Origin of the sequence: Panacibacter ginsenosidivorans (assembly GCF_007971225.1) — a bacterium.
Taxonomy (GTDB): Bacteria; Bacteroidota; Bacteroidia; order Chitinophagales; family Chitinophagaceae; genus Panacibacter; species Panacibacter ginsenosidivorans.
In genome coordinates this window covers 1,803,333-1,818,237 of sequence record NZ_CP042435.1, presented here as the reverse complement: position 1 = coordinate 1,818,237, position 14,905 = coordinate 1,803,333, and the positions used below count along the sequence as shown (strand labels likewise).

Here is a 14,905-nt window from a genome sequence, read left to right as displayed (position 1 = left end):
GAATCCCGTTAAATAATTAGCGGGATTTTTTATGAACTGAACTGAAGAATATGAATGATGCTTTTGTTGCGTCGCACTCTTGTACTTTCTGTTCATTATTCAGCAATTGAAACAAAATGAATTCTTGTAATTCGTGCAATAAAATTCGTGTTTCAAAGATTAGTGTTATGGAAAATACAAATAACTGCATCTGGTAGTATAAAATAATTATTTTAACAGCGTGAAGAAAGACGTTTACGCAAATATCACCGACCAACAATTGCTTGACAATTATTATGCGGGCCATGATAGTCAGTGGTTGGGTATATTGTTACAACGCTATACCATGTTGTTGCTGGGTGTGTGCATGAAGTATTTAAAGAATGAAGAAGAATCAAAAGATGCAGTACAACAAATATTTTTAAAGGCGATAACTGAACTGCAGCGTTATAAGGTTGATTATTTTAAAAGCTGGTTGTACATGGTGGCACGGAATCATTGCCTGATGAAACTGCGGGATAAGAATGGAAGAGCAGTAAGAGAAATAAATGATAATATGCCATTGGCTGCAGACATTCCGGAGCCTGCATTGCAGATAGAAAAAGATAAGCTGCTTACTTATGTAGGGCTTTCACTGAATGAACTTACTGCTGAGCAGAAAACATGCGTAACTTTATTTTACCTCGAAAAGAAAAGCTATACAGAGATTGCTGCAATTACGGGCTTTACATTAATGCAGGTAAAGAGCTACATACAAAACGGTAAACGCAATTTAAAAATTCTTGTAGAAAAAAAGATGAAAGCATAGATGGCAGATCTGAGCAATATATTACAAAGTAATGATGACTTGAATGAAGAGCAACTGAAGAAATATCTTTCAGGTGAAGCGAGTGCTGAAGAGTTGCATGCCGTTGAAAAAAATATGGCAGATGATCCTTTTACAAATGATGCAGTGGAAGGGCTACAAAACTTTTCATCAGAAGCTAAGCTAAATGATTATGTTGAACAGCTTAATAAAAAACTGCATCAGCAGTTAGAGCTGCCTAAAAAACGAAAAGAGAAGAGAAGAATAAAAGATCTTTCATGGGTGATAATTGCCGTTATTATTATTTTACTTTTATGTATTGTAGCGGTATGGGTAATAAGAATTGAACGCGAAAGACAAAATGAAAACAATCAACTAAAAGTCGAGTTTTTTAATAAGCAGGATAATAGCGATGATAATTTTATCTTGTAAGCCTTCTTATCAATACTTCGTGCTGTGGATATTGGTTGCTTAACTCATCTGCATTTGCCAGTTCAAAATCTGCAAAGTCAAATCCAGGCGCTACAGTACAGCCAACAAGGCTGAATGAAGTTGCCGGCATCGTTTCAGACGCAAACCAGCACCCTGCCGGTACAACGAATTGGAGCCTTTCTCCACTCAAAATATCAGGGCCAAGTTTAATTGTTTCAAGATTTCCATGTGCATCAATTAAGTGGATAAGCATACGGCCACCTGCATAAAAATGCCAGCATTCGTCACTTTGTATGCGATGGAACGAAGAAAAATTATTTTCCTGCAGCAGAAAATAAATTGCTGTTGAGAAATTTCTTACTCCTTTAAATCTTCCGGGTAAAGCATTATGTGCAATACTTTCCACAGCCCGGTAAGTTTCTTTATAATAGCCACCTTCCGGATGAGGAATTAATTTGTAATAATTAATAAGATCGATTGCTCTATACATAAGGTATGTGTTATATATAAATAAATCAAACCTTTCGCTTTGAGAAAAGCTTAATAGCAGCACTTCTGATGAACGTAATGCGACGCAACGAAGATGCTATATGTACCTATGCCAGGTTCATAAAATTTAATTATCAAATATATTTTTTATGGAATTGCGTGCAACTTTTTTAATGCAATCTAAAGTAAAGAAAATTTGATGGTTTGTAATTAATCCTGTTCATAGGTTAATAACTCTTTTTTAAAATCGTTTTGAACCCATTTGGAAAAAAATCGTACATCTTATTAAACAGTATTGTTTACCAGCATACATTTACATTTGAATCAACCTAATTGTAACTTAACGTTACTCAGTTTCTAACGATATAAATGTTTGTTTAATGGCGCTCGATAAATATGGTATTGCAAAACGCATTGCACAGGAACTTAAAGATGGCATGTATGTAAATCTTGGTATAGGTATTCCTACACTGGTGGCTAATTTTATTCCTGAAGGCATGACGGTAATATTGCAAAGCGAGAATGGTATTTTAGGTATGGGCCCATATCCCTCAGAAGAAGAAGTTGACGCAGATCTTATAAATGCAGGAAAAGAAACAGTGACGGTTATTCCCGGAGGCGTTTTTTTTGACAGTGCAGAGAGTTTTGGAATGATACGTGCAGGTAAAATTGATCTGACTGTTTTAGGTGCCATGGAAGTAAGTGATAGAGGAGATATTGCCAACTGGAAAATTCCAGGGAAGATGGTAAAAGGTATGGGAGGTGCTATGGATCTTGTAGCAAGTGCAAAAAATATTATAGTAGCAATGCAGCATACTAATCCTAAAGGAGAAAGTAAACTGCTTGCTGAATGTACACTTCCGCTTACAGGTATAAAATGTGTGAAGAAAATTGTTACGGAACTTGCAGTGTTGGATATAAGAGAAGATGGTTTCATTCTTATAGAAAGAGCGCCGGGTGTTTCTGTTGAAGAGATTGTTGCAAAAACAAAAGGCAGATTGAAAGTGCCTGTAGTTGTACCGGAAATGCAGTTGTAATTTTTTTATTATCCTGCATAAGTAATACGATAGGTATTCAATACTTAAAGAATTATTTTATTGAATTTATTGCAAGCCGTTTAAATAGGTGCCACATAAAAGAGTGAATGTAATGAAGTCGCTTTGCAGTATGAATTCATTAAAATTATTCGAAAACGTATATGATAGGTTTTTTAACTAAGCTGTATATTAAATAAGCTATTGCAAAAAGCGATAAACCATAATGTCTTGTTATGGGTGTTTTTTTTCTTTTGTTCCAGCATAAGAACATTCGCCCAACCCAAAGCCGATTTCACTGTAAATGCAACGCATGGATGTGGATCGTTAGTGACTTTTTTTTCAGATAAGTCTTCCGGCAATCCTACTACCTGGTTCTGGGATTTTGGTAATGGGCAAACTTCAATTATTCAAAACCCTTCTATTGTTTATAGTGCTCCCGGCTCTTATACAGTAACGCTAACTGTTACAAATAATGCAGGTAATGACAACAATACAAAAACAAATTATATAGTTGTAGATGCCAAGCCAATCGCACAATTTGATTTGTCTGCTGGAAAAGGTTGTCTGCCTTTTCCTTTATCCTTTACAGACTATTCAAATCCTGTGTCTGGAACCATAACAAACTGGTGGTGGGATTTTGGAGATAGTTCAGTTTCTAACTTGCAGAACCCTACTTATACTTACAACAAGGATGGCATCTTTAGTGTGAAACTAACCGTGCAAAATTCAAAAGGCTGCATTGATTCTTTGGTATTAGTTGATACAGTAAGTGTAGGGGCTAAACCTACACCGGATTTTGTTGCCAATCTTTTTAATGTATGTGCTTCTGTACCTATCAATTTTAATAATAAAACGAAAGGTAGTTACACTTCCTTTTATTGGGAGTTTGGAGATGGCGATACCAGTACCAAAACGGGTCCATTACATTATTTTGATGATACTGGTTTTATGAATGTAAAACTTAAAGCTTATAACAATGGATGTGTTGATTCGATAGAAAAGAAAAAATATGTTTTTATAAAGCCGCCTATTGTCAGAATCCGTTACACCTTTAATTGTGATTCTCCTTATACAAGAAATTTCCAGGCAAGATTTCTTGGCGCCAAAAGCTATGTTTGGGATTTTGGAGACGGAACTACCAGCAGCACGAGTAAGCAACCTTCACATACCTATCAAAATCCAGGAACTTATATTGTAAGTTTATATGCCATTGCAGATACGTGTGATTACACAGATACTGCTATGGTCAGTGTTGTTGATGAACACCCCACTTACTCTTTTATTTCCAAACCAAATGCCTGTAAATATGATACCATAAGATTTAAAGCAGACAATTACAATCCTGCTTTTGTTGATGGGTTTGCATGGGACTATGGTGATGGGACGATAGCTTCATTTAGCAAGTTACCGGTAAGCAACTATGCCTATAAAAGATCAGGTATTTTTTATCCTTCATTAATAGTGCGAAACATTTTGGGGTGTTTTGATACCATAAAAAATAATACAGGCATCCAGGTATATGGGCCCTTAGCGTCTTTTGCTGTTGATACTTTTGTATGCACCAATTTCAATGTAGATTTCAGAGATTTATCAACTAATGACGGCTATAACCCCATTACAACATGGATATGGCAATATGGTGATGGTAAATTTGATTCGCTTCAGTCAGCACCTTTTAAACATAATTATGCAGTTACCGGAATCTATACAATAAAATTAAAAGTAAAAGATGCGATTGGCTGCAGTGATACACTTGTAAAGCTAAACGGGTTAACGGCAATCCCAAAACCTGTTGCTGCTATTAATATTATTGATACTGTTTCTTGTTTCCTATCATCTGTTTCTTTTTTTGATCAGTCGCAGGGCCAGCAATTAGGCAGGCATTGGTTTTTTGGCGATGGCGATACATCGTCCCAAAGCTATGAGCAGCATATATATAGCCAACCAGGGCTTTATAATGCAATGCTTATTGTAGGCTCGCAACAAGGCTGCTCCGATACGGCAAGAGGAATCGTAAGGATAGTAGCCTTGCCAACTGTTGATGCTGGTGTAGACACTTTTTTATGTTATGGCAAAGGCTTATCTCTCAAACCAACGGGCGCTGATAGCTACAATTGGTATGCGGATCCTTCATTAAGTTGTACTGCATGCACAAACCCGTTTGTTCAACCCTTTTCCTCAACGCATTATTTTGTTACGGGCACGAATAAGGAAGGCTGTACTGCATTGGATTCTGTTATCGTTGAAGTTAAACCAATGATTAATCTTTCTTTTCAAAAAACACTCGATAGTATTTGTTATGGTCAATTTACACAATTGATAGCTACAGGATCAGAACTTTATAACTGGTTTCCGGCTTCAGGTTTAAGCAGTGCAAATATTCCAAACCCAATTGCCTCTCCGTCTTTAACTACCAGCTACACTATAATCGGAACCGACAGTAAAAATTGTTTCAGAGATACAGGATATGTAACTGTAGTGGTTATTCCAAACCCGCAGTTTAATATTATTGATACAAACATTGTTATAGCAGCAGGAAGTTTTTACACTATTAAAACAACCAATTCGCCTGATGTTGTAAAATGGCAATGGGCACCGCCAACTGACCTTACTTGCACCAATTGTCCGCAACCTCAGGCAAAAGGAAATAGAATAGTAGAATATACAGGCACTGCTTATAACGCCTTTGGTTGCGCCGTTACTGATAAAATAAAAGTTACAGGACTTTGTAACAATCAGGTAATATTCGTTCCCAACACATTCTCCCCAAACGGAGATGGGGTAAATGATCATTTCTATCTTCGTGGCAAGGGCTTATACATCGTAAAATCTATGCGGATTTTCAGCAGGTGGGGGCAGGCTGTTTTTCAGAAGTTGAACTTTGCTGCTGATGTAGAAAGCGAAGGATGGGATGGTACAAATTATGGTAAGAAACTTCCGTCAGACGTTTATATTTATTATATTGAAGTAATGTGTAATAATGGAGCAACTATAACACTGAGGGGAGATATTACTTTGCTTTTATAGATTACTTCAATAAATTAGTATCAATCCAAAAACCGGACAAATTTTGTCTTTTATGAGTAATACTTTTTTTGGAAACCCGGCTTTAAAAAGCACTACCTGTCTTTGTTGCGTCGCACTCTTGTACCGTAGAATATGAGGCATCAAAAATGTCTGAACCGGACACAAAAAGCTTTTGGTCATGAAATATTTTATACATTCTGCTCGTTAGATTATTAACTTTCTTTTTAGCTGTTTTATTGACGGCATAAGAAGCTAAAAGCAGATTTATGAATTAATCAAATCGAATAGTATATTTTCAACAGCAGGCTAACTGTTTAAAGACAGTTATTTTAATTGATCCCAAAACCCCTCTGAAAATCCTGCTTCATATAGGACAAATGTACAAGAGTGCGACGCAACGAAGACGCCATAAGGCCAAAAAAGCCGGGCAATAAAAAATCGCTTTAAATTTTGTTTGTAACAATTGCCAGTGATAAGTAAATGAATGTTTTAATGTTTGAAGATCAGTTATTAGCCTTATGATGTTAACCAGGATAAAACAGGTGGGGAATTATTTTAATATAAAGCCAGCGGTGTTACTGCTGACAACGGTATTTTTATACGCTTCTGCTTTTGCGCAACCCAAAGCTGATTTTACTGCTTCAGTTACTTCTGGTTGTACACCTCTTTTGGTAAACTTTAAAGATGCATCTACGGGAAACCCCACAGAGTGGTTATGGAACCTGGGAAACGGAGCCATATCAACAAAAGATAGTGCCAGTGCTATTTATATAACGCCGGGTACTTATACTATAAAACTAAGGGTAAAAAATGCCAGTGGTGAAGATTCCATTGTAAAAACAAATTATATAACTGTTTACGCAAAACCTACCATTAATTTCAATGCTTCTCCGGTTACCGGATGTATCCCGTTAAATGTAAATTTTACTGATTTGAGTACAGCAGGCAGTGGTACTTTACAAAACTGGGTATGGGATTTTGGTGATGGCACATCTTCAATAGATCAAAACCCGGCTCATACATATAATTCCAGTGGAAGTTTTAATGTAAGTCTTTTTATTGTCAACAGTTTTGGTTGTCAGCAGTCAATTATTAAGCCTGCATTTATTAAGCCTGCCGATTCTGTGCATGCAGACTTCTCTTACAGTTATCTGAATATATGCAAGCCGCCCACACTTGTTAATTTTACCAATGCTTCTGTTTCCGCATCTGCATTGACCTACTCGTGGGATTTTGGTAATGGTGGTCAATCAACTGCAACTAACCCATCACAAACATATAATACACCAGGTACTTATAATGTAAGCCTTATTGCGACAAATAGTGCAGGATGTTCAGACACTATTATGCATCCTATATCAATAGGCAATGTTTCGGCAGGATTTTCACTGCCACAAGGTGTGTGTGTAAATGAGCCTGCATTAATGAGTGACTCTTCTTCACCCGTAGCAATCTCTGCCACATGGGATTTTGGAGATGGTCAAACTGCAAGCGGTCTATCCGTTACACATACTTACACAGTTTTAGGTTCTTATGTTGTTACTTATACTGCCAATTTTGGTGGCTGTAACAGTGTTGTCACGAAAACAATAAATGTGACAGGCAAACCAACTGCATCATTTACTTCGCCATCAGTTTTGACGTCCTGTCTGCCACCTTTAACTGTGCAGTTTAATAATACTTCTGTTAATGCCACTACCTACGTATGGGATTTTGGTGATGGAACAACATCTGCTCTGGATAGTCCTCAGCATACTTATACTGTTAGTGGAAATTATACTGTAAAATTAATTGCCATAAGTGCAGGGGGGTGTAGTGATACAATTACAAGAAATAATTATGTAAGAATAAATCAGCCGCGTATAAATGGCTTTGCAAATCTTCCATTTCTAGGATGCGCACCTGCAACTGTACCTTTTAAAGCGCTCATTGCAAGCCCGGAAATAATAGGCACATATTTATGGGATTTTGGAGATGGTACTACCTCAACTCAACCCACGCCTACACATATATATACAAATACCGGAACATATACTGTTACACTTACGGTTACCACTGTCAGTGGTTGCACAGTTACGTATAAACAACTTTCTGCAGTTGTACTTGCAGCAAAGCCTGTTGCAAATTTTAGTGCCACTCCTCTAAATGCCTGCGCTTCGGATAGTGTAAAATTTACAGACCTAAGTACAGGGAATGTGGATACCTGGAGTTGGTATTTTGGTGACGGGAATGCTTATACTAACCAGAACCCTCTTTATCATTACACTGATACAGGTTATTTTAGTGTGACTTTAGTTGTAGAAAGTAGTGGGTGCAGCGACACACTTAAGAAGAATAATTATGTTTATGTTGCACCGCCAGTAGCAGCGTTTAATATTTTTGAAAGTTGCGATACGCCTTATGAGAAAACTTTACAGGACATATCAGTTGCGCCGAAAAGCTGGAATTGGGATTTTGGCGATGGTATTATTTCTAACACGCAAAACCCCGCGCATGTTTATACTACGCCTGGCTCCTATAACATTCGTTTGATCGTGACCAACGGAGCTTGTGCAGATACAATATATAAAGTCACTAATGTGATTGATGAAAATCCAACATTCGCGGCAACACCGTTATCGGGTAATTTTTGCAAATTCGACAATATTCAGTTTACAGCGGGTAACTTAAATATGACCAATGTAAATGGCATACGATGGGCCTTTGGTGATGGTACTTCTAACCCCTTCAATATTAATAATGATACTATACTGCATAAGTACGACAGCTCTGCTACTTATAATGTAAGGATGATTGTAAGTTACACAAACGGATGTTATGACACAGCGCTGCTTGCAACACCTATAACAATTAATGGCCCTAAGGCTGCTTTTGCAAACGGGCCAGGTACATGTGCGGATAGTATTTTTGTTTTTACAGACCAGTCGTCAACATATGGTGGATTTGCATTAAATAAATGGATATGGGATTATGGCGATGGTACTATTGACACGCTTACAGGCTCACCATTTCAGCACAGGTATGCAGATTCCGGGACTTATAATATAAAACTAAAAGTTTTTGACGCTAATGGTTGCTATGATAGTACATATAACACCTCATCGGTTATCATAGGTAAACCTTATGCTGATTTTTCTATTCTTGATTCACTACGGTGTACCTCAAGCAGCGTATCTTTTAGTAATCAATCAGCTGGCTTATCCTTACAATATAACTGGAATTTTGGTGATGGCACTATTTCAAATGCAACATTGCCGGCACATTTTTACGCAACAGAAGGCATTTATACTGTTTCGTTATCTGTGAGTGATATTTATGGGTGTAAAGACTCTGCAATAAAACCTACGTCTGTTACAATCTCAAACCCTGTTGCGGCTTTCAGTATTTCAGATTCAGCATCACGTTGTACGCTACCTGTGCAGGCAACAAATATGTCAAAAAACTATAGCAGCCTGGCGTGGGATTTCGGAGATGGAGGCAACGCAGTAATCGATAATCCTTTTCATCTTTATACAGTACCCGGGAAATACAATCTTCAACTGATTGCAAAAGGCTATGGTGAATGTTATGATACAGCCTACCGTTCGGTTGAATTACGCGGTCCTTATGGAACATTTCAATTCACAGCTAACGATGGATGTTTTCCATTAACAGTTACATTCAATGCAAATACAACAAGCACGGTATCTTATATCTGGGATTTTGGTGATGGCTCAGTTAAAAAGACTTTAGCAAATAATACCATATACACTTATACAACGCCTGGTACTTTTGTGCCGAGAGTTTTACTTGAAGATTCAAGTGGTTGTACTGTGGCCCTGGAGTCATCAGACACAGCACATATTGCAGGTGTAAAGCCTAAATTCTATTTAAGTTCGCAGATCGGATGCGATTCATCACTGGTTACATTTACGGATTCATCCTATATAGTAAATACTGATCCTCTAGCTTTCACGTTATGGGACTTTGGTGATGGTACAACATCAAACATAACTAAACCTGTACATTATTATAATGCACCCGGTAATTATCTGGTCACGCAAACAGTAAAGTCTGTGGCGGGTTGTGTAGCAACTTATACATTACCTGTTGATATTTTAATAAATAAATCTCCAAAGCTTAAGCTTGGACTTGTTGACTCTGCATGTGTAAATAGTACTGTCGCGTTTGACGTAAAAGATACGGCCTCTTTACCTGAAACGCTACAGTGGCTTTGGGATATAGGAAATGGAAATCAGTCGTCTACACAAAATTTTAATTACACTTATACAACCCCGGGTATTTATAATGTTAGTGTTATAGCAACATCTTCAATAACCGGTTGCGCCGATACTGTAGGCAATAGTTTAAATATACTTGGATTGCCTCTTGTAAATGCCGGTAACGACACCTCTGTTTGCTTAAATACCTTTGCAATTTTAAATCCATCGGGTGCCTCGTCATACAGATGGGCTGCTTCACCAACATTAAGCTGTACAAATTGTACAAATCCCTTAGCGGCACCAACAACATCAACCACTTACTATGTTACGGGGAGTGATAATTTTGGTTGTCAGGCATCGGATTCAGTAACAGTAATTATCGTTGCGCCTACACAACTTTCATTATCTGTAAACAGCGATACATTATGTCAGGGTAGTTCAATACAATTAGCTGCATCGGGAGCTCAAAAGTATTTATGGCAACCACCAACAGGTCTTAGCAGCACAACTATAGAGAACCCTGTTGCTTCACCAACAGTAAATACGGTTTACACGGTAATTGGCTCTGACAACATAGGATGTTTTGCAGATACGCAATATGTTTCTATTCTTGTTGCACCACTACCTACATTTGATATTGCCGATACTCTTGTAAAGCTTAGTGCAGGTTCTACCTATAGAATTGCAACAACAAGTTCACCAGATGTAATAACATGGTCATGGAACCCTCCTGCAGGATTAAATTCTCCAAATGTTGAGCAACCTTTAGCAGAAACTAAATTTACAACCACTTACAGAGGCACCGCATCAAATGCATTTGGATGTAGTGCAATTGATAATATTACTATTGAAGTGTCATGCAATAATTCGAACGTATATATTCCAAACACTTTCTCGCCAAACGGTGATGGGAATAATGAATATTTCCTTCCTCGCGGAAAGGGCTTGTTTAATATAAAGTCAATGAAAATATTTAACCGGTGGGGTGTTGCGGTTTTTGAAAAATGGAATTTCCCTGCAAACTCACAAAGCAATGATGCTGCATGGGATGGCACTTACCTTGGTAAACCACAACCTGCTGATGTGTATGTTTACGTTATAGATGTAATTTGTGAGAATGGAACAGTGTTGTCTTATAAAGGAAATGTAACACTGCTCAGATAGTTTGTGTATTTATAAAAGTTGAGAAATGAGATAAGTGTACAAGTGTGCGACGCAATTACTGCTTCATTGCAGTAATGTAGCCGGGTTACAAATAAATAAATGTATTGAAGATTATAATTGATAATGATGCAAAAGAATTGAATTATGAAAGAACTAATTTTACATTATTGGGTATGCAAGACAGTGAAAAAGAATTATTTTTTCATACTAATAATGATGCTTTGTATATCTGCTGTAAATGCACAGGATCCTCACTTTTCTCAATTCTTTGAGGCCCCGTTATTGCGTAATCCTTCATTGGCAGGTTTGTTTTCCGGTGATATTAGAGTGCAGGGTGTTTATAGAAACCAATGGGGTAGTGTTACAACGCCTTATCAGACTGGTTCTTTTAATATTGAGTATAAACAGCCAGTAGGTAAAGGGAATGATTTTCTTACTACAGGCTTGCAAATATTATATGATAAAGCGGGTGTTACAAATTTTACCACAACCAATGTATATCCTACTATCAATTTTCATAAGTCCCTAAGTGATGAGAAAAACAAATTTCTTTCTCTTGGGTTTATGGGCGGTATAGTACAGCGCAGAATTGACAGATCGAAAATGACGACCAATAACCAATATGATGGTAATGGTTATAACCCGGCCTTGCCCGATGGGGAACTTTTTAGTAAAACAAATTACAGTTACCTGGATGGTAGTTTTGGAATGTCTTATAACGCCTCCATCAATGGCAGCGAAAATGACAACTATTTTTTTGGAATAGCATACCATCATTTCAACAGGCCTGTAAATTCTTTTTATAAAAATCCACCTGTTGAGTTAAATCCCAAGTGGGTAGTTTCAGGTGGTGTAAGGTTTACGTCTTCTGAAACATCATTCATAACCATACAGGCAGATTTTAGTAAACAAGGCGAGTATAATGAAGCAATTGCAGGCGCTACTTATTCTGTAAAAATCGGCGACGATTATGACAAGCCTAAATACATAATTCATGCAGGAGGCTATCTTCGATTAAAAGACGCGTTTATACCGGTCATTAAAATTGATTATCATCCTTTTTCAATATCTATGAGTTATGATGCAAACATCTCTCAATTGAAAACCGCAAGTCAGGGAAGAGGCGGCTTTGAGCTTGCAATTTCATATGCGGGTTTTCTTGACAGGAATAATACTACTCAAAATGCGGTATTGTGCCCTAAATTTTAGTAACCGATTTTTATTTATCGGCTCAAGATTATATGGCATCGGTTGTTGTGTCACTCACTTATACACTCTATCCTTTATTCAGCAGAATAGATCAAGGTCATCTGTAATAAGCCCAATTGTTCTCTGCTAATAATTTCAAGTATTTCTACGGAAAATCCTGTATTTCTTAAGCAAAACTTCTTATATTGACTATGCATGCTGTAATTTGCGCTAATTAATAATTAATTAAGAAGCATGAGTTTAGCAATTGGCCAGCAGGCACCTGATTTTAATTTATACGATACAGAGAAGAAAATTGTAACTTTATCCGGGCAAAAAGGAAGTAATATTTTGCTTCTGTTCTTTCCATTGGCTTTTACAGGTGTTTGTACAAAGGAATTGTGCAGCGTAAGAGACAATATTGCTGCCTATAATAATGTAAATGCGAAAGTTTTTGCAATATCTGTAGATTCACCACAGACCCTTGCCAGGTTTAAGGAAGAGCAGCATCTTAATTTCACTTTGTTAAGTGATTTTAATAAAGAAGCATCGGAAGCCTACGGTTGTGCATATAATGCATTTATAGGTTGGATGAAAGGGGTTTCAAAGCGTTCCGCTTTCATTATAGACAAACAAGGAGTAGTTCAATACGCTGAAGTTCTTGAGAATGCCGGTGAGTTGCCTGATTTTGAAAAAATTAATGCAGCACTGGCTTCATTAAATTAATATTTGCTGAAAATCGCATTTCATAGTAGGAACAACAATAATATCTTGGTATTTTTATTGTACCAATATATCTTATGAAGAAAAATTTACACATCTTATTAATTACAAAATCTGTTTTAACACTCATTATAGTTCTGATGAGCGTCACTGCTGTATTCGCAAGACCAGCTGGTACACAGATTAAAATAGTTAAATGTTATCCAAACCCTGCCACTTCTGTTATTAATTTTGAGTTCCAATCCGGAGCAGATAGAAATGCCGTTTTACAGATATATAGTTTTTCTGGTAAGAAGATGAAAGATATTCCTGTTTCTTTAGGAAAGGTATCCGTAATACTCGATAATGAATATTACAGGGGTATTTATGTTTTCCAGCTAAGGGATAAAAATGGTAATATTATTGAGACAGGAAAATTTCAGGTGGTAAAATAAAATAACTTACGTTATATAGAACATTTCAAAAGCGCTTTTTACAAGGCGCTTTTTTATTCAATGCTAAAAATAATATTCCAGCGTTTTTCATAAATAGGCAATATTTTTTGTTCATAATATAATCTGAAAGATGCAATATACTACGCACCAGAAGTTTAACAGTTGTTCATAGATTTGGCTCACAATAGCCGTGGGAGTATCACAATTTTAGCGCCTAAAATAAATCTTTGTTTCCGGCTATAGAATATATATTTAACCTTGTTGCGTCGTACACCTGTACTGCAAATCTTCTATTATTACTAAGAGGATTTGGTTTTGCATAGTATCAATTTTGGTAACTGTTAGTTTTATAAAACCTTATAAATACTTTTGCAGCTATTAAGCCAATAAGGAGTAATAAAATTAATTAAGATGAACGACTTTGATAAATTGTTTTCGGATTTCTCAGATCTTAAAGTAGCAGTAATAGGTGATGTAATGCTTGATACATATTGGTGGGGAAAGGTTGAACGTATATCTCCGGAAGCGCCTGTACCAGTTGTTGCTTTGCGCAAAAAAGAACAAAGAATTGGTGGCGCAGGTAATGTAGCGCTGAACACTGTTTCACTTGGTGCAGAAACAGCTTTATTTACTGTTACAGGAGATGATGAAGATGCAGATATTTTATTGAGCCTCTTACAGGATCAGCATATAGACACGAAATATGTTGTAAAGAGTAATGAGCGCATAACTACAAATAAAATACGCATCATAAGCCGAAATCAACAAATGATGAGGCTCGACTCTGAGGTTACAGATTATATTTCCAAAGAAGATGAAACGACACTTATTCAGAACTTTACTTCTTTTGTAAAACGTTACCAACCTTCTGTGGTAATATTTGAAGATTATAATAAAGGGGTTCTAACAGAAACGCTGATTGAAAAGATCATTTCCATTTGCAAAGAACATAATATTGTAACTACGGTTGACCCTAAAAGAAAAAATTTCTTTTCTTTTAAGTCAGTTGAAATATTTAAGCCCAATCTTAAAGAAGTAAAAGAAGGTTTGAACCTGCTTACTGATGAAATAAATGAAGAAGTGCTAAAAAATATTCATAAAGAGTTACACGCTATTCTTCAACATAAGATATCCCTTATTACACTTTCGGAAAAAGGAGTTTACATACAGAAAGGCAATTATTCAAGGATCATTCCTACCCATGCGCGTAATATAGCTGACGTAAGTGGGGCTGGGGATACAGTGATAGCAGTTGCCTCATTAGTCTATGCAGCTACAAAAGATATCACACTTGCTGCCCAGGTAGCAAATGTAGCTGGCGGTCAGGTCTGTGAAGAAGTGGGAACTGTTGCGGTGAATAAAGAGAAACTGCTAAACGAATGCAAAAGCTTATTGAAAACCGAGTTATAATATTCTTATATTATT

10 protein-coding genes are annotated in these 14,905 nt (G+C 36.8%); 9 read left to right on the top strand and 1 reads right to left on the bottom strand.

The window, feature by feature from the left end:
• Window positions 1-220 precede the first annotated feature (220 nt).
• Both FRZ67_RS07545 and FRZ67_RS07540 read left to right on the top strand, forming a co-directional pair.
• On the top strand, window positions 221-787 hold the full coding sequence (locus FRZ67_RS07545; protein WP_147188960.1) for an RNA polymerase sigma factor: 567 nt from the start codon (window positions 221-223) through the stop codon (window positions 785-787).
• Window positions 788-1,216 carry a hypothetical protein gene (locus FRZ67_RS07540; RefSeq protein ID WP_147188959.1) on the top strand — a complete coding sequence of 143 codons (429 nt, stop codon included), beginning with the start codon at window positions 788-790 and terminating at the stop codon, window positions 1,214-1,216.
• Here the strand turns inward: FRZ67_RS07540 and FRZ67_RS07535 are convergent.
• Window positions 1,206-1,706: a cupin domain-containing protein gene (locus FRZ67_RS07535; protein WP_147188958.1), complete on the bottom strand. Its 501-nt coding sequence runs from the start codon at window positions 1,704-1,706 to the stop codon at window positions 1,206-1,208. The two genes, FRZ67_RS07540 and FRZ67_RS07535, sit on opposite strands and share 11 nt — an antisense overlap.
• 379 nt (window positions 1,707-2,085) lie before the next feature.
• Between FRZ67_RS07535 and FRZ67_RS07530 the strand changes: the two genes are divergently transcribed.
• From FRZ67_RS07530 to FRZ67_RS07500, 7 genes are all read left to right on the top strand, one after another.
• Window positions 2,086-2,742 (top strand): 3-oxoacid CoA-transferase subunit B, encoded by a 657-nt coding sequence (locus FRZ67_RS07530; protein WP_147188957.1) that lies wholly within the window; start codon window positions 2,086-2,088, stop codon window positions 2,740-2,742.
• Between the two features lie 237 nt (window positions 2,743-2,979).
• Window positions 2,980-5,769: a PKD domain-containing protein gene (locus FRZ67_RS07525; protein WP_225975587.1), complete on the top strand. Its 2,790-nt coding sequence runs from the start codon at window positions 2,980-2,982 to the stop codon at window positions 5,767-5,769.
• A 518-nt stretch (window positions 5,770-6,287) separates the two neighbouring features.
• Complete coding sequence (locus tag FRZ67_RS07520; RefSeq protein WP_147188955.1) at window positions 6,288-11,135, top strand: PKD domain-containing protein; 4,848 nt, start codon at window positions 6,288-6,290, stop codon at window positions 11,133-11,135.
• Between the two features lie 144 nt (window positions 11,136-11,279).
• Window positions 11,280-12,344, top strand: a complete 1,065-nt coding sequence (locus FRZ67_RS07515) for a PorP/SprF family type IX secretion system membrane protein (RefSeq protein ID WP_147188954.1) — start codon at window positions 11,280-11,282, stop codon at window positions 12,342-12,344.
• 234 nt (window positions 12,345-12,578) lie between these two features.
• Entirely contained in the window at window positions 12,579-13,049 is a 471-nt protein-coding gene (locus FRZ67_RS07510) for a redoxin domain-containing protein (RefSeq protein WP_147188953.1), read from the top strand.
• Window positions 13,050-13,186: 137 nt separating this feature from the next.
• Window positions 13,187-13,480 carry a T9SS type A sorting domain-containing protein gene (locus FRZ67_RS07505; RefSeq protein WP_158638326.1) on the top strand — a complete coding sequence of 98 codons (294 nt, stop codon included), beginning with the start codon at window positions 13,187-13,189 and terminating at the stop codon, window positions 13,478-13,480.
• Between the two features lie 411 nt (window positions 13,481-13,891).
• Window positions 13,892-14,890: a bifunctional heptose 7-phosphate kinase/heptose 1-phosphate adenyltransferase gene (locus tag FRZ67_RS07500; RefSeq protein ID WP_147188951.1), complete on the top strand. Its 999-nt coding sequence runs from the start codon at window positions 13,892-13,894 to the stop codon at window positions 14,888-14,890.
• Window positions 14,891-14,905 lie beyond the last annotated feature (15 nt).